Raw genomic sequence first — 18330 nt, 5'->3', positions numbered from 1 at the left:
GTGGGTGGGTGGGAGATCCACCGTTGCCTGGGCGAATTCGGCGTGTAGGCGCATGAGAGCGGCGCGGAGGGCCCAGGGGAGGCTGCTGCGGTGGCGGAAGTGGGATTCGGCGCGGCGGGACCAGGTGATTGAGTTGGTGGGGTCGCCTGCGTCTAGGGCGGCGCGGGCGCGGGCCAGTTCGGCTTCGGCGTAGTCCTGGAGGAGGCGTTGGCGGCGGAACTGGGGGAGAGTTTCGTCTAGGCGGCGGCCGGCTTCGGTTGCTAGGCCGGCCGAGAGTAGGGCGCGGGACTGGTCGAGGGCCAGTAGGGGGAGGAGGCCGGGGAGGAGGCGGCGGTAGGTGGGTTCGACTTCGGCGAAGACGGCCAGGGAGCTGGGGATGTCGCCGACCAGGAGGTCGCAGTAGCCGTCGTTGTGGAGGGCTTTGACGGTGAGGATCTCGTGTCGTTGGGCGCGGGCGAGTTGTGCGCTGCGTCGCAGGTCGTCGCGGGCGTGGGCGATCCTGCCGAGGTCGATGTGGATGACGGCCCGGTTGAGCAGGATCCGCGCCAGTTCCACGGGGTCGTACCTGGCGAGTTCTGGCACGGCGGCGTCGAGTTCGCGCAGGGCCTCCACGGTCCGGCCGAGGCGGAGCAGCATCAGGCCGCGCTGGGCCCGCGCCACGGGGCGGTCGGCGGGGGCGGCCCGCTTCTCGGCTGTCGCCAGGAGGTTCAGGCCGAGCTGGGTGTGGCCCTGCTCGGCTTCGGCGTGGGCCAGGCTGATCAGCATCCGGCCCGCGAGCGGGTCGCCGTCCGCGAGCAGGTTGAGGCCGCGCCGCAGCCGCCGCGCGGCGAGCGCGGGACGACCGGCCGAGGTGGCGGCGGTGCCCTGCGCGTAGAGCCGCTCAGCTTCCTCCCGGCGTCCTACCGCTTCGGCCATGAAGCCAGGCGCCTGGCTTTCCGGTGCCACGGGAGTCAGACCACGATCGAGGGAGTCAGCGCGAGCGGTTCGCTCCCCTCGGCGGCCCGGACCACGATCTGGACCAGCCCACGCGGGACCTCGTCCAGAACGAACCGGCCGTCCGCGTCGGCCAGCGCCGTACTCACCCCCTGCGGGCCGCGCAGTTCGACCAGATGCGCACCAGGCGGCGCGAGCCAGCCGTCCACCCGAACCATGCCGTCCTGCCGCTCGGCGATATCGATCATGACGCTCAGCGCAGGGCTGTCGAAGGTGATCGTCCGGCTTTCGCCGCCGCGGACCCCGGCGGCGAGTTCCTCCCGGGGCCGCAGCACCTCGCCGGACTCCAGCTCCAGCGCGAACGTGATCCTCTCGATCAGGCCGGGCGGCACCGGATCGACGCGCGCGTAGAGCCGTCCGAGCTCCGCCACCACGAACTCATCCTGCTCGCTCATGGTGCCCTCCAGTCAGGATTCCAGGACGAGTCGGCGGCCAACGTGCCGCGCAGCTTGGCCAGGCATCGGCTCCGGGTCGGGCCGATGCTGCCCACCGGCATCTCCAGCGCCTTCGCCACCGCGTCGTAGTGCGGACGCGGCGCGAAGGCGATGACCCGCAGCAGGACCTGGCAGCGCCGCGGCAGCGAACCCACCGCCCGCCACAGCGCCTGGCGGCGCTCGTCTTCGAGCAGCAGCTCCTCCGGCAGGGCGACCTGATCCTTGACATCGTCCAGGGTTTCATCGTCGAGCAGGTCAGCGGAACGTTCCCTGGCCCGCACGCGCCACGCCTCCCGGCGCGTAGTCGTCACCAGCCACTCGATCAACGCCCCCGGAGAGTTGATCGAGTGCTGGCGACGGACCAGGACGAGCCAGGTGGTCTGCACCACGTCCTGGGCCGCTTCGTACCCGAGGCCCTGGCCGCGCGCGGCATGCCAGAGCATCGGGGTGAGCCCTGTGACCAGTTCGTCCCAGGCGGCCCTCTCCCCCGCCTGGGCACGCGCCAGCAGCCCGGCCAGTCGATCGCGGCGCTCATGACCGCGATCAGCCGTTTCGACGGGTTCGGGCGGCGCGGTCATTGCTGGAGTTTCTTCACGATCGCCGTTCCTCTCGTCAGTGCGGCGTCCACGCTCACGTCCGCGAGCTGCGCGCCGTGATCGCGAATCAGGTGGGCGAGCACCTGGCCCGCCACGATGGGGGCCGCGAACGAAGTGCCGCTCCAGAGCGCGAACCCGCTGCGGAAGTCGTCGGGGTCGTAGGATTCGCGGATCCACGGCCGCCCGTTCCTGGTGCCTCTGAGCTCCAGCTCCGGCTCGGCCGAGCCGCGGATGCCCGGCGGGAAGGTGCTGATCAGCATCGCCCCCGGGGCGTAGTACTTGATCGCCGCGCCGCCGTTGCTGAAGATCGCGATGCTGCCGTTCGGGTTCTTCGCGCCGACCCCGAAGATGGGCGCCCGCTCGAACGGCCGTTTCTCCTGGTCCGGGAGCCCGGCCAGCCCCGACGGGTAGAAGGCCTTGGTCGCGGCGTAGTTCCCGGCCGCGGCGACCACCATCACGCCCTTCGAGCGGATCTCGTCCACCAGCCGCTCCACGGACTGCGTGTAGACGCGATCGTCGCGGTTCTCGTTGAAGTAACCGCACGACAGCGACACCACGTCCACGAAGAGCCCGGTGTTCGCGTCGCGCTGGTTGGCCTCGACCAGTTCCAGCACGTATTCCAGCGCCAGGTGCAGGGCGTGCTCGGAGACCAGGCCGTCGGCGAACATCGCACGCAGGTTCAGGATCCGGGCCTCCGGCGCGATCTGGTGGATCAGCCCCGCCTCGAAGGTGGCGTGCCCCGCCTGGGCGTTGACCAGGCCGAGCAGCGGCCGCCCCGAGACAGGCCGGTCTTCGTGACCTTCGATGGCCGGCACCTGCTGCGGCCGGGCGGCGTTGACGGGAGTGCCGTCGACGATCTTCCGCTGGGCCTTGGAGCTGACCAGGAACTGGTGGCCCCGCCACGGCTCGTCCTGCCAGTCGAACCAGTCGTGCGGCGCGCTGCCGCTGTCGATGAGGGCCACGACGGGCGCCCGCCCGGTGAACGCCGGGTCGGGGACCGGTTTGGGCCACACGACCTGGACCGGGCACCGTGTCGCGTAGCCGAATCCGGCCCGTCCCGGGGTGTCGCCAGGGAGGCCGTGGCCGTCGGTGACCGGCTCGCCGCCGATCACGGCCGACCCCACCAGCAGGTGGTTGAGGCCGATCCTCCCGCCGAATTCGAGGATGCGGCGGGGGATCCCGTCGAGACCGCCATGGACCGGGGAGTCCACGGGCAGCCGGGTCCGGAGATGCTGCACGACCGCCCAGGCGTCCACCTCGGCGACGCCGCGGGTCACCCGCAGCACGACCGCGCGCCACTGGAGCGGCTCCTCGCGTGGATCGTTCCCGACATCCTCCGGCAGGTCCGGCGCCAGCCCCAGCTCGTCGAGCGCCGCCGTGAACCACGCCCGCACCGCCCCATCGGCGAGCACCTGCGTCGGCACCAGCAACATGTCAGCGTGATAAACGGTGGAATCCGGCACCACGCTGCCCGGCCCGAGCGGCGCGGTGGCGGGGTTCAGCACGCGCGCGCCGTGCGCGTCGAGGATCTCGCGCGGGAAGACCAGGGCCGCACCGGCGTCCGGAGCCTCCGGCTCCAGCTCCCCCTGGTAGTCAATCGTCCACATAGGGACCTCCATCTCTTCTCCGCACAGAAGAGAGAGCGGCCCCCTGCGTCAAATACCCCCAGCGGGTAACGAATCCATCACACCATCAGGAGGCGAAGATCTCCTCGCGGGCCTGCTCCAGGGCGGCGATCACCGCGCCGCGCAGAACCGGGCTGCCGGTCACCTCGCTGGTGACCACCTGGGGGCGAATCGGGCAGATCCGGGCCACGGCCTGCTCCACCCGGCCGGTCAGCGAGACCCCGCCCGCCTGGCCGACCTCCCCGGCCAGCACCACCAGACCGGGGTCCAGGACGACGCAGACGGAGGCGACGCCCAGAGCCAGCCGGGAGGCGATCTCGTCCAGCAGCCGGTCGCCGCCCTCGTCGGCCTCCACCGCCGCGGTGACGGCTTCGGCGGCGGTGTCGGCGGCGAAGCCGTACTCGGCGGCGAGTTCGATGACCGCCTCCGAGCTGACCAGGGACTGCAGGCCGCCCGCGAGGGACGGCAGCCGCCCAGGGGTGGCCCTGATGTCCTCGGCCAGGGGGACGCCGGGCACCGGAAGGTAGCCGATCTCGCCCGCGCTGCCGGACCGGCCGCGGTGCAGCCGCCCGCCGAGCACGACGGCGAGGCCGATGCCGCGGCCGACCCAGAGCAGCACGAAGTCGTCCGCCCGCTGAGCCGCGCCTTTGGCGCGTTCCGCGATGGCGACCAGGTTCACGTCGTTCTCGATCGTGACGTCCCGGCGCAGGTCCCGGGCGAGCGCCTCGTGGATGCCCTCGTGCCAGTCCGGCAGGTCGAAGGAGAAGCGCACGTCGCCGGTGCGCGGGTCGACCACGCCGGGCGTGCCGATCACCACGCCGCGCAGCCGGGACAGCGCCACCTTGGCCGACCTGCACGCCTTCACCACGGCGTTGTGCACCACCGAGACCGGGTCGTCGTGACCGTTCGGGGCGGCGGTCACCTCGGCGACCACGTCGCCGTTGATGTCGGCGATGGCGGCGGTGACGAACTCAGGCCCCACATCCAGGCCCGCCACGTACGCACACGAGGCGATCACCCCATAAAGCGCCGCGTTCGGCCCCCGGTTGCCCGCCTGCTCGCCGACCACCTCGACCAGGCCGCGCTCCTCCAGGCGGGACAACGTCTGGGACGCGGTGACCTTGGACAGGCCCGTCAGGTCGCCGATCTGCCCCCGGGTCAGCGGTCCTGAGGCAAGCAGCAATTCCAGCGCGGCCCGGTCGTTGATCTCCCGGAGCAGCCTGGGCACGCCAGGACGTCGCTCCATGCTCCTGCTTTCTATGATCGCCCCCGGGTTAACGCAGCTTGCGAAAATATCAACAAAGTTTCCTGCCAGCTTAGCGACTCGGCGGCGGTCCGGAAATTGGCTCTTGATACCACACCTGCGGGCTACAAGGATCACTCATGTCCAACGCGGAGGAGTGCTCATGTCCCGCTGGCCGATCGCCGCCCTCACCCTGGGCCTCCTGCTGCTTCTCGACGCGCTGCGGGTCTTTCTCCCGTCCCTCATCACCCTCTACGGCCGGGCGGGCGACACCCCGCCAGAACAACTCGGTTTGTTCGCGGCCCTCTGGTTCGTGATCCCGTTCACCGCGATCGCGATCGCCCGGTTCGTTGGCCCCCGGGCGGTCATGCTCAGCGGGGCCACCGTGCTCGCCGCCACCAGGATCGCCCTCCAAGGCACCGACGGCGGCGCCCCGCAGCTCTACCTCTCCGCCGCGAGCGTCTGCGCCGGCCTCTTCTTCCTGTTCGGCTGCGCCCGCACGCTGGCCCGCGCGGCCGTACCGGTCGGGATCACGATGGGACTCGGTCTCAGCGGCCTGCTGCACATCGCGATCGACCACATGGACCTGATCTGGCAGGACGGCCTGTTCCCCTGGTTCCCCGCCGTCGCGGTCCCGGCCGCCTTCCTGTGGTCCGCGCTCCTCGCCAAGCCGGTAGAGGACATTGCTCCGGCGGCCGTCTGGTTCCTGCTCGGCCCGGCCCTGTTCCTGACCGGTCAGTATCTGGGGCCGGGGGCAGCGATTACCGGCAGCTGGTCCGGCGGGAGCAACGAGTTCGCGGCGGCGGCCTCGGTGGCGGCGCTGGGCGTCGCCTGCCTCAGCCTGGTCCCGTTCGCGATCGCGCCAATCCTGGCGAACGCGCCGGTCCACGTCTACCGGGTGCTGTTCCCGGCCGGGCTGCTGATCGGCGTCTTCTCGCCGGTGGTCGGCAGCGCGCAGGCCATCCTGCTGGCGGCCGGTCTGGGCGGATGCCTGGGCCTGGCCACCCTGAGTCCCGGACGGTACCGCCCTGGAGCCATGCTGCTCGCGGGCACGCTGGTGTTCCTGGTCGCCACGTTCGCGTTCTACGCCTCCTACGACGCCGACCTGGGCTTCCCCAACACGATCGTGCCGATGGTGATCGGCGTGGCCGCCGCCCTGATCGGCGTCGGACGGCGGCTCGACCGCGGCCTCGTGCCGACGCCCCGGATCAGGCTGCCGGTCCTGGTCTCCGGCACGCTCGCCGGGCTGCTGCTGCCGCCGCTCCTGGTCGCCGGTCTGACCTGGCGGACCATCCCCGCCACGCAGACCGCGGAAGGGAGGGAGTTCACACTCGTCGCGTACAACATCAGGATGGGGTACGGCCTGGCCGGCACCCTCGACCTGGACCGGATCGCCGCCTGGGCCAGGACGATGCGGCCCGACGTGGTGCTGCTCAGCGAGGTCGACCGGGGCTGGCTGCTCAACGGCGGCCACGACGACCTGGACCGGATCGCGCAGGGCCTCGGCATGCGCTACTACTTCGCGCCCGCCGCCGACCGGCTCTGGGGCGACGCCCTGCTCACCAACCTGCCGGTCAGGGAGGCCGTCTCGAACCGGCTCGGCAAGCACGACCATCCGACCGGCGCGCAGGCCCAGGCGATCGTGCTGACCGTGGGCGGGCACGAGATCGGCATCGTCAACACCCACCTGCAGGCCCCGCCAGGCCAGGCCCCCGAGGTGGCGGCGCTGGCCCAGGGCCTCGCGGCCGGGAACACCGCGGTGGCGGCGGTGGCGGCGACCAGCGGCGGGACGCCCCGGCCGGTGGTCCTCGCGGGCGACCTCAACACCACCAAGGACGATCCGGAGATGCGGGTGCTTGAGGCCGCCGGGTTCACCGATCCGCTGATCGCCCAGGGCGATCCGCCGACCTCCCCGGCCGAGAACCCGGTCAAGCGGATCGACCACGTCCTGATCACGCCCGGCCTGCAGGTGGTCCAGGCGTCCGTGCCCCGGGTGCCGTTCTCCGACCATCTGCCGGTGGTCGTCCGGCTTCGGCTGAGCTGAGCCTCAGGAGCTGGCGCCCTCGTAGGAGCGCAGCGCGGCGCGCCACACCAGCGTGGCGAGGGCCAGGACGAGCGCCGCGGCGGCGACGGAGGCGCCGGCGGCCGCGATCGGCAGGTCGCCCAGCAGCGCCCGGGCGGGGAAGACGGTGATCAGGGCGATCGGCACGAAGAACGTGAAGATCCACGCGGTGACGCCGCCATAGAAGTCGACCGGGAAACGACCCACCTCGAACGCGCCCCGTACCAGGATTTCCAGGCCCTCGGCCTGCACGGTGATGACGACCAGGGCCACGAGCAGCACGCCCAGGCCGTACACGATGAGCAACGCCGCGGCCAGCGTCACGGCGAAGAGCAGGAGGGCGGCGGGTCCGGGCACACCGTCGTGCAGGATCGCTCCCGCCAAGGCCAGCGCCAGGCCGATCACGCAGTCCACCCACAGGATCGGATTGAACCGCCGCAGGCTGACCATGAACTGCGCGCTCACCGGCTTGAGGAGAAGGTAGTCGAGCGTGCCCAGCCTGATGTGATCGGCCATCTGCCGCAGGTTGGGCGACACGATGAGCTGCCGGAATCCGTTCATCAGCAGGAACATGCCCAGCACGACGACCGCCTCGGGGAACGTCCAGCCGACGATGTCGGTCGCGAACTGGTAGAACACCGCCAGCCCGAGCACCGCCCAGGTATGCCAGAACAGGCTGAGCACGACACCGGCCACGAAGTCGGCCCGATAGGCGATCTCCGCCCGGACCGAGTCGCGGTGGAAGACGCGGAGCATGCGCGCGTACTCACGGGCACGGTTCATGTCACGACCCCGCGGCGTCGAAGCGGCGCAGGCCCGCGAACCACAGGGCGCGGTACAGCGCGAGCAGGATCACGATCCAGATCGCCGCGACGCCGAGCAGCCGCAGGGACTCGGCGGCGGAGATGGTGCCGGTGAGCGCGTGGACCGGGGTGGCGAGCGTGGCCGCGAACGGGGACAGCTCCGCGATCAGCCGGACCCCGTCGGGCAGCGTGTCCAGGGGGGCGACCCAGCCGCTGAGGAAGAAGCCGATCCCGCTCCACACCCCGTACACGCGGCGGACCATGGTGAGCCAGAACGCCAGCATGCCGAAGACGCATTGCATCAGGAAGTTCAGCGCGAAGGCGGCCAGCACGGACAGCACCGCGAGCGCCGCCGCGCCGATCGAGCGCGGATGCCCGAAATCCGGCACGGCCACCTGGACGACGATCAGCGCGACGATCCCGATCGCGCCGGCCAGCGCGCGGCGGCACGCCTCCTGGCAGAGGAAATGGTGCACCGGGTCGCGCGGGCGCAGCAGCCGGGTGCTGAGCTGCCCGGTGCGGATCTCGTCGTCCCAGGTGGCTATCACCCACACCGAGGTGAGCTGGTTGACGATCGCTGCGGCCGTGTAATACGAGATGAAATATCCGGTGTCCAGCCCAGCCGGATCGGTCTGCCGCGTGACGGTGAGCCACACGCCCATCATCGCGAACGGGAACACGGAGCCGAGCAGGTAGACGACCAGTCCAGCCCGGAAGGCCATCGCCTCCCGCCAGGAGACCGTCATCAGGCCGCGATAGGTCCGCCACATCAGGCCCGGGCCGCCTTCGTGATCTTCTTCCGGAGCACGTCGTCGAGGGGCGGACCGGCGATCGCGATGTCCCTGACCGGGTAATGGTTGAGGATGTGCGCGGCCACCGCGCTGGCCTCGGCGCGCGAGGCCCGGATCACCACCGTGGTCCCGTCCTGGCGCAACGAGTCCATCCCCGGCACCACCACCGGCTCGGCGGTCTCCAGCTGGACGGTCAGCACCCGCTCCTCGTGCTCGAACCCGACCAGGTCGCCCAGCGCCCCGTCGTAGGCGATCCGGCCGCTGCCGATGATCAGCACCCGCGACGCGAGCGAGGTGATGTCGTCGAGGTAGTGGCTGGTCAGCAGCACCGTCGCCGCATGCCGCCGGACGTAGTCGCGGACGAAGGAGCGGACCGCGTCCTGGGCGTCGAAGTCCAGTCCCAGGGTCGGCTCGTCCAGGAAGAGCACGGCCGGGCGGTGCAGCATGGCGGCGGCGAGTTCGCACCGGGCTCGCTCGCCCAGGCTGAGCTGCCGGACGGGCTTGTGCAGCACCGAGCCTAGGGAGAGTAATTCGGTCAGCTCGTCGGTCGTCGTACGGAAGTCCGCCGCGCCGATGCTGTAGATCGCTTGGTTGGCCAGGAAGCTGTCCCAGGCCGGCAGGTCCCAGAGCAGCTGGTTGCGCTGGCCCATCACCAGGGTGATGCGCGTCAGGAAATCGCGCTGCCGCTGGTGCGGGGTGAAGCCGAGCACGTCGATGGCGCCGGAGGTCGGATGCAGCACGCCGGACAGGCATTTCAGCACGGTCGTCTTGCCGGCGCCGTTCGGGCCGACGAAACCGACGATCTCCCCGGCGCCGACGGAGAAGGAGACGTCCTGGACCGCGGGCACGGTGCTCAGCCGCGGCCGTAACAGCCGCCGCAGACCGCGCCGCTGGCCGGAGATCCGCACCCGGTAGTGGCGCGAAAGCTCCCGCACCGCGATGACCGTCATCCGTCCCCCATTCCCCTGGACCTGGCCAGTAGACCAAGCCCGCGCCGTAGCGCGCATGTCATTTTTTGGGTGATATATCCCTATTGATCCCGAGCACCGGTTCCGGTCCGGGCGCATGATTTGCGGGCCCTCCGTCTAACCACGGCCAACCAGGCGGGATAATCGACTACATGCGACTTTCTGCCCGTGTCGACTATGCCCTCCGCGCCGCCGCCGAGCTCGCCGCGTCCGGGGAAGGCCCCACCACCGTGGGCGAACTCGCCAAGGGCCAGGAGATGCCGCCCAAGTACCTGGAGAACATCCTGCTGCAGATGCGCAGGGCCGGTCTGGTGCGCGGCCAGCGTGGGCCCGAGGGCGGCTACGTGCTGGCCCGCCCGGCCTCCCAGATCTCGCTGGCCGACGTTATCAGAGCGGTGGACGGCCCGCTGGCCAACGTGCGCGGCGAGCGGCCGGAACACGTCGGCTACACGGGCGCGGCGCAGGCGCTCCAGCAGGTGTGGATCGCGCTGCGGGCCAGCGAGCGGGCCATCCTGGAAGAGGTCACGCTGGACCAGATCGCCAGCGGCGACCTGCCCAAGCGGGTCACCGACCTGTCCAACGACCCCTCGGCCTGGGACTCCCACACCCCCGTCTGATGCCCGAGGGGGACGCGGTCTACCGCACCGCGAAGACGTTGCGCGCGGCGCTGGACGGCCGGGCGCTGACCAGATCCGACTTCCGGGTGCCCCGATACGCCACCGCCGACCTGCGCGGGCGCCGGGTGCTGAGCACCGAGTCGCGCGGCAAACACCTGCTCACCCGGGTCGAGGGCGGCCTCACCGTGCACACCCATCTCCGGATGGACGGCAGCTGGCGGATCCACCCCGCCGGGCGGCCGGTCCGCGGCGGCGACGTGATCCGCCTGATCCTGGCCAACGCCGAATGGCAGGCCGTCGGGGTACGGCTCGGCATGGTCGACCTGCTCCCGACCGCGCGGGAGGACCGGGTCGTCGGCCATCTGGGCCCCGACCTGCTGGGCGCGGACTGGGACGCCGAACGGGCCGCCGCCAACCTGGCGAGGGAACCCGGGCGCACCATCGCGGAGGCGCTGCTGGACCAGCGCAACCTGGCGGGGATCGGCACGATCTGGCGGGCCGAGACGCTGTTCCTGGCGCGTCTGTCGCCGTGGCGCGAAGTCGGTGCGATGGTCGGTGCGATGGGATCGGTGGCGGACCTGGCGGAGCTGGTCGAGCTCGCGCACCGCCTCATGGAATCGAGCAAGGAAGGGCCTGGGCCGGTGACGACCGGTGATCCGAGGCCGGGGCGTGCGATGTGGGTCTATGGCAGGGCACGCCACCCCTGCCGTGTCTGCGGAAATCCCGTCAGTAGTAAAGAGATCGGCTCACAACCAGCCGAACGGCTGGTCTACTGGTGCCGGACCTGCCAACAGGGCTAGGCCGCCACCATGTCCTTGACCTCGGGGAAGTCCCCGAACTCAGAACCTGAAGGCACGGTCTCCGAGATCGGCAGCCGCTCGTGCTCCGGCACATCGGCCAGAACCGGGGCGTGCTGCAGCTCGGCGAGCGCGAACTGATCGGACACTTCACGAAGCACCTGCGACAGCGGAACGCCCAGCGCGCCGCAGATCGAGGCAAGCAGCTCGGAGGATGCCTCCTTCTGACCGCGTTCCACCTCGGACAGGTAGCCGAGAGAGACACGGGCCAGCGTGGAAACCTCGCGCAGCGTGCGGCTCTGACGCACTCTCAGCCGCCGCAGGACGTCACCGAGCAGCTGACGCAGCAGGACCATCTGTCGCTCCCTCCCCGGCGCGGGCGTCGGTGCGACGTTCCGCGTTGTCGGTTCGTATCGCTTTCCTCGCCCTTCGTACATATTCCTCGCTGTCATCAGGGGATCGCTCGGCCCCTTCGCCGGGCGCGTCCTTGCCTTACTCCTCGCCAATGGCTCTCGGACCTCACTCACAGCTCCACCGTACCTGTATCGAGCGACACCGCGGCAGACCGAGGTGAGCATGTTCGCTGGGGACGTAACGCGGTAATCATCCTGAATGTTCCCCCGAATTGACCTGCAGCACACCTAGAAGTAGATCCAGCGCCTCCTGACAGGTGTGCGCGCGGATGTTCTCACGCGAGCCGTTGAGCAGCAGGTCCCGGTGCCAGACCCGGTTTTCCGGGCCGGCGACGGCCACGTGCACGGTGCCGACCGGCCGGCCGTCCTGGGGGTCCGGCCCGGCCACGCCGGTGACGGCCAGGCCGTAGTCGGCCCGGGCCAGCGCGCGCACCCCCGCCGCCATCGCGGCGGCCACGGCCGGGTGCACGGCGCCCTCCCTGGCCAGCAGGTCCCCGGGCACGCCCAGCAGCCGCTCCTTGAGCTCCGTCGCGTACGCGATGACGCCCCCCGCGAAGGCCGCGGACGCGCCGCTGGGCGCCGTCAGGGCCGCGCCGATCAGGCCGCCGGTCAGCGACTCGGCCACGGCCACGGTCGCCTGCCTGCCGACCAGCGCCGCGAGGATCTCCGAAGCCGTCATGCGGCCCGCGACCTCCTCGCCACCTGCCGCAACCGGATCGCGCGGAACACGTAGTCCAGGCCGGTGGCCACGGTCACCAGCACCGCCAGCGCCATCGCCGACCAGCGGGCCAGGTCGGGCACGCCCGGCCAGATGTAGAGCGCGATGGCCAGGATCTGCAGCACGGTTTTGACCTTGCCGCCGTAGCTGGCCGGAATCACCCCATGCCGGATAACCGCGAACCTGAGCAAAGTCACGCCCAATTCTCTGGCGATGATCACCGCGGTCACCCACCAGGCGATCTCGCCGAGCAGCGACAGGCAGACCAGCGCCGAGCCGATCAGGGCCTTGTCGGCGATCGGATCGGCGATCTTGCCGAAGTCGGTGACCAGGCCGTAGCGCCGGGCCAGCCAGCCGTCCAGCTGGTCGGTGAGGGAGGCCACCAGGAAGACCGCCAGCGCGGCGATCCGCCAGCCCTGGCCGTCCACGAACAGGAAGACGATGAAGACCGGGACGATCGCCAGCCGCGCCACGGTGAGCGCGTTGGCGATGTTCCAGGTGCTGACCATCGGCCTCGCCTCCAGGCCGCCGACCGCGTCAGGAACCGCCGCCGAGACCATGGGGGCCTCGGCGCCGGACTTCTGCGCGGTCTGCTCGCTGCTCTCGCTCACGAACCAGCCTTGATACGGGCGATCAGGTCAACCCCTTCCGAATCCACCGCGACGGCGCGGACGATCTGGCCGGGCAGCAGGCCGATGCCCTGGACGGTGACCGCCCCGTCGACCTCGGGGCCCTGGTGGGCGGCGCGGCCCTCGTAGCCGCCGTCGCCCAGATCCTCCTCGATCAGCACCTCCAGCTCGGTGCCGATGCGCTCCTCGGCGCGCTGGGCGGTCAGTTCCTCGGCCAGCTCGGTGAGGGCCGCCACCCGCTGCTCGACCTCGTCCGGGTCCAGCTTGCCGTCGAAGGAGGCGGCCTCGGTGCCGTCCTCGTCGGAGTAGCCGAAGACGCCGATGACGTCCAGCCTGGCCTCGGTGAGGAAGTCGGCGAGCTCGGCGAACTGCGCCTCGGTCTCGCCGGGGAAGCCGACGATGAAGTTGGAGCGCACGCCGGCCTCGGGGGCGCGCTCGCGCACCTGGGCCAGCAGGTCCAGGAACCGCTGCGGATCGCCGAACCGGCGCATCCGGCGCAGCACCGGGCCGCTGGCGTGCTGGAACGACAGGTCGAAGTAGGGGGCGACGCCCTCGGTCGCGGCGATCACGTCGAGCAGGCCGGGACGGAGCTCGGCGGGCTGCAGGTAGCTGACCCGGACCCGGTCGATGCCGTCCACCCCGGCCAGCCGGGGCAGCAGCTTCTCCAGCGCCCTCAGATCGCCCAGATCCTTCCCGTACGACGTGGAGTTCTCGCTGACCAGCACGAGCTCGCGGACGCCCTGCTCGGCCAGCCAGGCCGCCTCGGCGACCAGATCGTCGGGCTGGCGCGACACGTAGGCCCCGCGGAAGGCCGGGATGGCGCAGAACGTGCAGCGCCGGTCGCAGCCGGAGGCCAGCTTGAGCGAGGCCACCGGGCCGCCGCTGAGCCGCTTGCGCAGCGTCCGCGGGCCGCTGGCCGGGGCCAGGCCCGCCGGCAGCGCCCCGTGGCCGGGGATGTGCGCGCTGCCGTTGACCCGCTCGACCGGGCTGATCGGCAGCAGCGTGCGCCGGTCGCGCGGGGAGTGCGGCTTGAGCGGGCGACCGGCGAGCACGTCGTCGAGTCGCCCGCCGATGTCGGTGTAGTCGTCGAAGGAGATGACGGCCGCGGCCTCGGGGAGCGCGTCGGCCAGTTCGGCCCCGTAGCGCTCCGCCATGCAGCCGGCCGCGACCACTTTGGCGCCCGAGTCGGCGGCCGCCAGCAGCGTGTCGATCGAGTCCTTCTTCGCCGACTCGATGAAGCCGCAGGTGTTCACCACGATGACGTCCGGGTCATCGTCCCCCAGTTGCCAGCCCGCGGATTCCAGGCGCGCGGCCAGCTCTTCCGAGTCGACCTCGTTACGGGCGCAACCCAGGGTGACCATCGATACGGTTCGGCGAGAAGACATGATGAAACTACGGTATCGGGAGTCGGAACCTACCGGGGACGCGGGACCCCCGGCCCGTACGTCCGACGCACCGTCTGTCCCGATCTTCCTGGAGCTCCAAGGTCCTTGCCGTTGACCACGACGCGCATCGCCCCGGCGTCGCCGAAGGTCATCTTGATCTTCTTGCGGGCCTTGAAGGTCTCCGAGTCGCCCGAGGCCATCATGCCCTGGTACAGGATCTTGCCCTTGACGTCCCGGACGTTCACCCAGGCCGCGCTGGTGGCCGAGATCTTCACGGTGACCAGGTCGGCCACCGCCGTGACCGGCCGGGTGAGCGGCAGCGCGGGCGCCGGCTTGGCCGGAGCCTTGGGTATCGCCGCGCCCGCCTTGGCCGCGGTCTGCGTCTGCGACGACTGCGAGCCCATGATCCGGACCAGCCCGAACACCATCGCGATGCCCAGCGCGATCGCCATCGCCATGGTCCAGTTCGGCGTGCGCCGCTCGTACAGCTTGATGGGGGTGTCGCCCTTGAACATCTCCGACGCGCGGACCGGGACCTGGAGCCCGCCGTACGAGTCGTTGTACTCCCGGACTATCGCCTCCGGATCCAGGTTGAGTTCTTTGGCCATCGATCGCAGATGGCCGCGTGCGTAGAAGTCGCCACCGCAGACGGAGTAGTCATCCCGTTCCACCGCGTTGATCACGGCTTCCCTGATCCGTGTGCGTTCGCTCAGTTCGGCTACGGACAGTCCCGATTGCTGCCGTGCCTCCGCCAGAATTGCCCCGATTGACATAGGTCAACGCCTCCCGCCGCCCGACGTTGCGTAGTTGTTCATATTCAATCAGTCACCTTCACGGCGTTGAGCAGCGGGGTCCCCTTTGTCCAACAAAGTGGCTAGGCGTCGGTATTTGCGGGGGGTTCGCCGCCGCGCAGGTCGGCCAGCAGGCCCGGCAGCTCGTCGGGTTTCACCTTGACCTCGCGGGCCTTGGAACCCTCGCTGGGGCCCACCACGTTCCGGCTCTCCAACAGGTCCATCAGGCGGCCCGCCTTGGCGAAGCCCACCCGGAGCTTGCGCTGGAGCATCGAGGTGGAGCCGAACTGGGTGGTGACGATCAGCTCGGCGGCCTGCACCAGCAGGTCCAGGTCGTCGCCGATCTCCTCGTCGATCTCCCGCTTGGCCACCGCCGAGGCGGCCACGTCGTCGCGGTACTCGACCTGCATCTGCGCCTTGCAGTGGGCGACGATCTCGGAGATCTCCTTCTCCGAGACGAACGCGTTCTGCAGCCGCATCGGCTTGCTCGCGCCCATCGGCAGGAACAGCGCGTCACCCTGGCCGACCAGCTTCTCGGCGCCCGGCTGGTCCAGGATGACCCGGGAGTCGGCCAGCGAGGAGGTGGCGAAGGCCAGCCGGGACGGCACGTTGGCCTTGATCAGGCCGGTCACCACGTCCACCGAGGGGCGCTGGGTGGCGATGACCAGGTGGATCCCGGCGGCGCGGGCCAGCTGGGTGATCCGGACGATGGAGTCCTCCACGTCGCGCGGGGCGACCATCATCAGGTCGGCCAGCTCGTCCACGATCACCAGCAGGTACGGATACGGCTGGTAGACCCGCTCGCTCCCCGGCGGCGGCACGAGCGTGCCCGCGCGGACCGCCTTGTTGAAGTCGTCCAGGTGCCGGAAGCCGCTCGCGGCGAGGTCGTCGTAGCGGCGGTCCATCTCGCCCACCACCCATTCGAGGGCCTCGGCGGCCTTCTTGGGGTTGGTGATGATGGGGGTGATCAGGTGGGGGATGCCCTCGTACATATTGAGTTCGACCCGTTTGGGGTCGACCAGGACCATCCGGACCTCGTCCGGGGTGGAGCGCATCAGGATCGAGGTGATCAGGCCGTTGATGCAGGTGGACTTGCCCGCGCCGGTCGCGCCGGCGATCAGGATGTGCGGCATCTTGGCGAGGTTGGCCACTATCGTGCGGCCCTCGACGTCCTTGCCGAGCCCGACGATCATCGGATGGTGGTCGGCCAGGGCGACCTGCGAGCGCAGCACGTCCCCCAGCGACACCAGATCCTTATCGGTATTCGGAATCTCCACCCCAATAGCGGATTTTCCGGGGATAGGGGACAAAATCCGGACGTCGGCGGATTTAACGGCATAGGCGATGTTCTTGGCGAGGGCGGTGACCTTCTCCACCTTCACCGAGGGGCCCAGTTCGATCTCGTAGCGGGTGACCGTCGGCCCCCGGGTGAAACCGATCACCTGGGCGTCGATGGCGAACTGCTCCAGCACGCTGGACAGCGCGTTCACCACGATCTTGTTCGCCTTGGTCTCCGCCTTGGGCGCGCTGCCCGGGCGCAGCGCCTGCGCGTCCGGCAGCGTGTACGGCCCGGCCTGCGGTGACAGCACCAGCTGCTCGACCTTGCGCGGCGCGGGCGTCGGCTCCGGCGGCGACAGCGGGGGTTCCGGAGCCGCGGCCACGGGCTCCGGCTCGAACCCCGGCATGATCTCCGGCGAGTTCTCCTTGATCACCGGGGTGTCGTACGGCTTGACCCGGTCGCCCACCTCCGGCTCCGGCTTGGTCCGCTTACGCTTGCGCGACGGCGCCGTGGACGGCGGCGCGCTGCCCTCGGCGGGCCGCTGGAACAGCAGATGCCGGATCTCCGACAGCCGCTCCGGCACCCGGTGCACCGGCGTGGCCGTGATCACTAAAACCCCGAACCCGGACAGCATCAGCAGCAGGGGGATGGTCACGAACGCGGGCAGGATGCTGGCGGGCGGCGCCGACACCACGAACCCGAGCATGCCGCCCGCCTGCGACACTTTGTCCATCCCGTCCCCGGGCCCTCCGGACGGGTACGGCGTGTCATGCGCCACGTGCACGACCCCGAGGATCCCGGCCAGCAGCGCGGCCCACCCGATGCCCATGCGCCCGGTCTCGGCGTTCTGGTCCGGATGCCGGAGGAACCGCCAGGACAGCAGCGCCATCAGCACCGGCACCGACCAGGCCAGCGACCCGACCGCGCCGTGCACGATCGCGTCGACGACGGTGGCGAACTCGCCCTTCTTGTCCCGCCAGGTCAAGGCCGCGAGCGTGATCGATCCGGCCAGCACGGCGAATCCGGCGCCGTCGCGCCGGTGTACGGGGTCCAACTCCTTCGCCCCCTGTCCCAGCGACCGTACGGCACCGCCCATCGCGTTGGCGACCAGCAGCCAGAGCCCGATGACCAGCTTGCCGATCATCATGAAGACCCAGCTGACCGGATCCTGCCCGGTGCCGACCGGCCGTTTCGGCGCGGCTTTGCGGGCGGCGGGACGCGCGGGCGCACGCTTTTGTGAGGGTGATGGCGTCCGCTTCGCGGCAGCCGGACGAGAGCCGGAGCGCTGGGCAGGGCGCTTTCCGGATCCGCTTCCAGACGCACGGGTGGCCATGATGACCAACGTACGACGCGAGACCTCCGGGAGTCATGACGGCACGCCGTCCGGCGGACGAGAAAGGCGAAGGAGAAAGAGCGCCGGACCCGCCACGCGGGCCCGGCGCTCGACCGGCTCTCAGCAGCGGATCACCGGTAGGTGATGTCGGATGCGGAGTAGATGCAGTTCACGCCGTCGGCACCGCTGCCGATCTTGGTGGGCTCACCGGAGGTGGTGCCCCGGTACTTCTCGCAGACCGCGACCGCCCTGCTCGGGTCGTTGACGATGGTGACGCCGGAGATGCGGGCGGTGTCGCCATAGTTGGTGTTGATCCCGGCGATCGCCGCCGCGGGCCTGGTGACGGTGATGTTGGAGATCACGACATTCCGCTGGTGCTGGGTGGAGCAGTTGCCACACGAGCGGTAGACCTTGCCGATGTTCTGGAACTGGAAGTTCCTGATGTACATCGTGCCGGGGCCGTTGTGCTGGAAGACCTTGTCGGACGCCAGTCGCGCGCCGCCGCCGTCGATGGTCATGGTCTGGGACGAGGAGCTGCCTCGGAAGGTGGCGGCGTCCTCGCCGACGTCCTCCCACCAGACGTTCTGCAGCGTGCAGGTGCCCATGCAGTGGATGCCGTCGGCGGCCGGGGCGCCCAGGATGACGTTGCGCAGCGTGGCGCCGTTGGCCAGCTGGAAGATCGGGCCCTGGTCCTCGTCCTGGCTGTCGCTGCCCAGGTCGCCGGTGCCGTAGTAACGCCGCATCCCGCCGTCCAGGGTGCCGCTGACGCTGATCGTCGTCGGCACCGCCTGCTGCCCGTTCGCGCTGGGCCAGCCCGGCAGAGGCGGGTTCGTGGTCGGGGTGACCGAGGGGG

Annotated in this window: 18 protein-coding genes; 3 read left to right on the top strand and 15 right to left on the bottom strand. The window is 70.5% G+C overall.

Annotation, left to right across the window (positions count from 1 at the left end; genetic code table 11):
- The 5 genes from Aple_RS49665 to Aple_RS49645 all read right to left on the bottom strand — a co-directional run.
- Nucleotides 1–915: tetratricopeptide repeat protein (locus tag Aple_RS49665; protein ID WP_218038916.1), on the bottom strand; the 915-nt coding region annotated here is incomplete at its 3' end.
- Nucleotides 916–950: 35 nt separating this feature from the next.
- Nucleotides 951–1388: a carboxypeptidase regulatory-like domain-containing protein gene (locus Aple_RS49660; RefSeq protein ID WP_155351789.1), complete on the bottom strand. Its 438-nt coding sequence runs from the start codon at nucleotides 1386–1388 to the stop codon at nucleotides 951–953.
- Nucleotides 1385–2005 carry an RNA polymerase sigma factor gene (locus Aple_RS49655; protein ID WP_155351788.1) on the bottom strand — a complete coding sequence of 207 codons (621 nt, stop codon included), beginning with the start codon at nucleotides 2003–2005 and terminating at the stop codon, nucleotides 1385–1387. Before Aple_RS49655 ends, Aple_RS49660 begins: the two co-directional genes overlap by 4 nt.
- Nucleotides 2002–3630: a S8 family peptidase gene (locus tag Aple_RS49650; protein WP_155351787.1), complete on the bottom strand. Its 1629-nt coding sequence runs from the start codon at nucleotides 3628–3630 to the stop codon at nucleotides 2002–2004. Before Aple_RS49650 ends, Aple_RS49655 begins: the two co-directional genes overlap by 4 nt.
- A gap of 85 nt (nucleotides 3631–3715) precedes the next feature.
- On the bottom strand, nucleotides 3716–4894 hold the full coding sequence (locus Aple_RS49645; protein ID WP_155351786.1) for an ROK family transcriptional regulator: 1179 nt from the start codon (nucleotides 4892–4894) through the stop codon (nucleotides 3716–3718).
- Between the two features lie 160 nt (nucleotides 4895–5054).
- On the opposite strand from Aple_RS49645, the gene Aple_RS49640 reads away from it, so the two are divergent.
- A complete protein-coding gene (locus Aple_RS49640; protein WP_170322057.1) occupies nucleotides 5055–6935 on the top strand; it encodes an endonuclease/exonuclease/phosphatase family protein in 1881 nt (626 codons plus the stop codon).
- 3 nt (nucleotides 6936–6938) lie between these two features.
- Here Aple_RS49640 and Aple_RS49635 read toward each other — a convergent pair whose 3' ends face one another.
- From Aple_RS49635 to Aple_RS49625, 3 genes are read right to left on the bottom strand one after another with little or no spacing between them, the layout of a single operon-like run.
- The gene (locus Aple_RS49635) at nucleotides 6939–7736 is read right to left on the bottom strand and encodes an ABC transporter permease (RefSeq protein ID WP_155351784.1); all 798 of its coding nucleotides are present in this window, start codon (nucleotides 7734–7736) and stop codon (nucleotides 6939–6941) included.
- 1 nt (nucleotide 7737) lies between these two features.
- A complete protein-coding gene (locus Aple_RS49630) occupies nucleotides 7738–8526 on the bottom strand; it encodes an ABC transporter permease (RefSeq protein ID WP_155351783.1) in 789 nt (262 codons plus the stop codon).
- Nucleotides 8526–9497: an ABC transporter ATP-binding protein gene (locus tag Aple_RS49625; RefSeq protein ID WP_155351782.1), complete on the bottom strand. Its 972-nt coding sequence runs from the start codon at nucleotides 9495–9497 to the stop codon at nucleotides 8526–8528. The genes Aple_RS49630 and Aple_RS49625 overlap by 1 nt, the downstream gene beginning before the upstream one ends.
- A 170-nt stretch (nucleotides 9498–9667) precedes the next feature.
- Between Aple_RS49625 and Aple_RS49620 the strand changes: the two genes are divergently transcribed.
- Both Aple_RS49620 and Aple_RS49615 read left to right on the top strand, forming a co-directional pair.
- Complete coding sequence (locus Aple_RS49620) at nucleotides 9668–10132, top strand: RrF2 family transcriptional regulator (protein ID WP_155351781.1); 465 nt, start codon at nucleotides 9668–9670, stop codon at nucleotides 10130–10132.
- Nucleotides 10132–10932 carry a DNA-formamidopyrimidine glycosylase family protein gene (locus Aple_RS49615; RefSeq protein ID WP_155351780.1) on the top strand — a complete coding sequence of 267 codons (801 nt, stop codon included), beginning with the start codon at nucleotides 10132–10134 and terminating at the stop codon, nucleotides 10930–10932. The genes Aple_RS49620 and Aple_RS49615 overlap by 1 nt, the downstream gene beginning before the upstream one ends.
- Here Aple_RS49615 and Aple_RS49610 read toward each other — a convergent pair.
- The 7 genes from Aple_RS49610 to Aple_RS49580 all read right to left on the bottom strand — a co-directional run.
- Nucleotides 10929–11285 (bottom strand): helix-turn-helix domain-containing protein, encoded by a 357-nt coding sequence (locus tag Aple_RS49610; RefSeq protein WP_155351779.1) that lies wholly within the window; start codon nucleotides 11283–11285, stop codon nucleotides 10929–10931. The two genes, Aple_RS49615 and Aple_RS49610, sit on opposite strands and share 4 nt — an antisense overlap.
- Before the next feature lie 247 nt (nucleotides 11286–11532).
- On the bottom strand, nucleotides 11533–12021 hold the full coding sequence (locus tag Aple_RS49605) for a CinA family protein (protein ID WP_155351778.1): 489 nt from the start codon (nucleotides 12019–12021) through the stop codon (nucleotides 11533–11535).
- Complete coding sequence (gene pgsA / locus Aple_RS49600; protein WP_246265557.1) at nucleotides 12018–12569, bottom strand: CDP-diacylglycerol--glycerol-3-phosphate 3-phosphatidyltransferase; 552 nt, start codon at nucleotides 12567–12569, stop codon at nucleotides 12018–12020. Before pgsA ends, Aple_RS49605 begins: the two co-directional genes overlap by 4 nt.
- A 98-nt stretch (nucleotides 12570–12667) precedes the next feature.
- The gene (gene rimO / locus Aple_RS49595) at nucleotides 12668–14074 is read right to left on the bottom strand and encodes a 30S ribosomal protein S12 methylthiotransferase RimO (RefSeq protein ID WP_155351777.1); all 1407 of its coding nucleotides are present in this window, start codon (nucleotides 14072–14074) and stop codon (nucleotides 12668–12670) included.
- 29 nt (nucleotides 14075–14103) lie between these two features.
- Complete coding sequence (locus Aple_RS49590) at nucleotides 14104–14847, bottom strand: helix-turn-helix domain-containing protein (protein WP_155351776.1); 744 nt, start codon at nucleotides 14845–14847, stop codon at nucleotides 14104–14106.
- 101 nt (nucleotides 14848–14948) lie between these two features.
- Complete coding sequence (locus Aple_RS49585) at nucleotides 14949–17477, bottom strand: FtsK/SpoIIIE family DNA translocase (protein ID WP_155351775.1); 2529 nt, start codon at nucleotides 17475–17477, stop codon at nucleotides 14949–14951.
- Nucleotides 17478–17608: 131 nt separating this feature from the next.
- A partial coding sequence (locus Aple_RS49580) for a pectate lyase (protein WP_170322056.1) occupies nucleotides 17609–18330 on the bottom strand: 722 nt, incomplete at its 5' end.

This window comes from Acrocarpospora pleiomorpha (assembly GCF_009687885.1).
Lineage (GTDB): Bacteria > Actinomycetota > Actinomycetes > Streptosporangiales > Streptosporangiaceae > Acrocarpospora > Acrocarpospora pleiomorpha.
This window is presented reverse-complemented; position numbering and strand designations above follow the sequence as displayed.

Bases quoted from the DNA above. Each gene is read 5' to 3' on its own strand.
- Aple_RS49660 (WP_155351789.1), bottom strand. From the start codon at position 1,388: ATGAGCGAGCAGGATGAGTTCGTGGTGGCGGAGCTCGGACGGCTCTAC.
- Aple_RS49655 (WP_155351788.1), bottom strand. From the start codon at position 2,005: ATGACCGCGCCGCCCGAACCCGTCGAAACGGCTGATCGCGGTCATGAG.
- Aple_RS49650 (WP_155351787.1), bottom strand. From the start codon at position 3,630: ATGTGGACGATTGACTACCAGGGGGAGCTGGAGCCGGAGGCTCCGGAC.
- Aple_RS49645 (WP_155351786.1), bottom strand. From the start codon at position 4,894: ATGGAGCGACGTCCTGGCGTGCCCAGGCTGCTCCGGGAGATCAACGAC.
- Aple_RS49640 (WP_170322057.1), top strand. From the start codon at position 5,055: ATGTCCCGCTGGCCGATCGCCGCCCTCACCCTGGGCCTCCTGCTGCTT.
- Aple_RS49635 (WP_155351784.1), bottom strand. From the start codon at position 7,736: ATGAACCGTGCCCGTGAGTACGCGCGCATGCTCCGCGTCTTCCACCGC.
- Aple_RS49630 (WP_155351783.1), bottom strand. From the start codon at position 8,526: ATGTGGCGGACCTATCGCGGCCTGATGACGGTCTCCTGGCGGGAGGCG.
- Aple_RS49625 (WP_155351782.1), bottom strand. From the start codon at position 9,497: ATGACGGTCATCGCGGTGCGGGAGCTTTCGCGCCACTACCGGGTGCGG.
- Aple_RS49620 (WP_155351781.1), top strand. From the start codon at position 9,668: ATGCGACTTTCTGCCCGTGTCGACTATGCCCTCCGCGCCGCCGCCGAG.
- Aple_RS49615 (WP_155351780.1), top strand. From the start codon at position 10,132: ATGCCCGAGGGGGACGCGGTCTACCGCACCGCGAAGACGTTGCGCGCG.
- Aple_RS49610 (WP_155351779.1), bottom strand. From the start codon at position 11,285: ATGGTCCTGCTGCGTCAGCTGCTCGGTGACGTCCTGCGGCGGCTGAGA.
- Aple_RS49605 (WP_155351778.1), bottom strand. From the start codon at position 12,021: ATGACGGCTTCGGAGATCCTCGCGGCGCTGGTCGGCAGGCAGGCGACC.
- pgsA (WP_246265557.1), bottom strand. From the start codon at position 12,569: ATGGTCAGCACCTGGAACATCGCCAACGCGCTCACCGTGGCGCGGCTG.
- rimO (WP_155351777.1), bottom strand. From the start codon at position 14,074: ATGTCTTCTCGCCGAACCGTATCGATGGTCACCCTGGGTTGCGCCCGT.
- Aple_RS49590 (WP_155351776.1), bottom strand. From the start codon at position 14,847: ATGTCAATCGGGGCAATTCTGGCGGAGGCACGGCAGCAATCGGGACTG.
- Aple_RS49585 (WP_155351775.1), bottom strand. From the start codon at position 17,477: ATGGCCACCCGTGCGTCTGGAAGCGGATCCGGAAAGCGCCCTGCCCAG.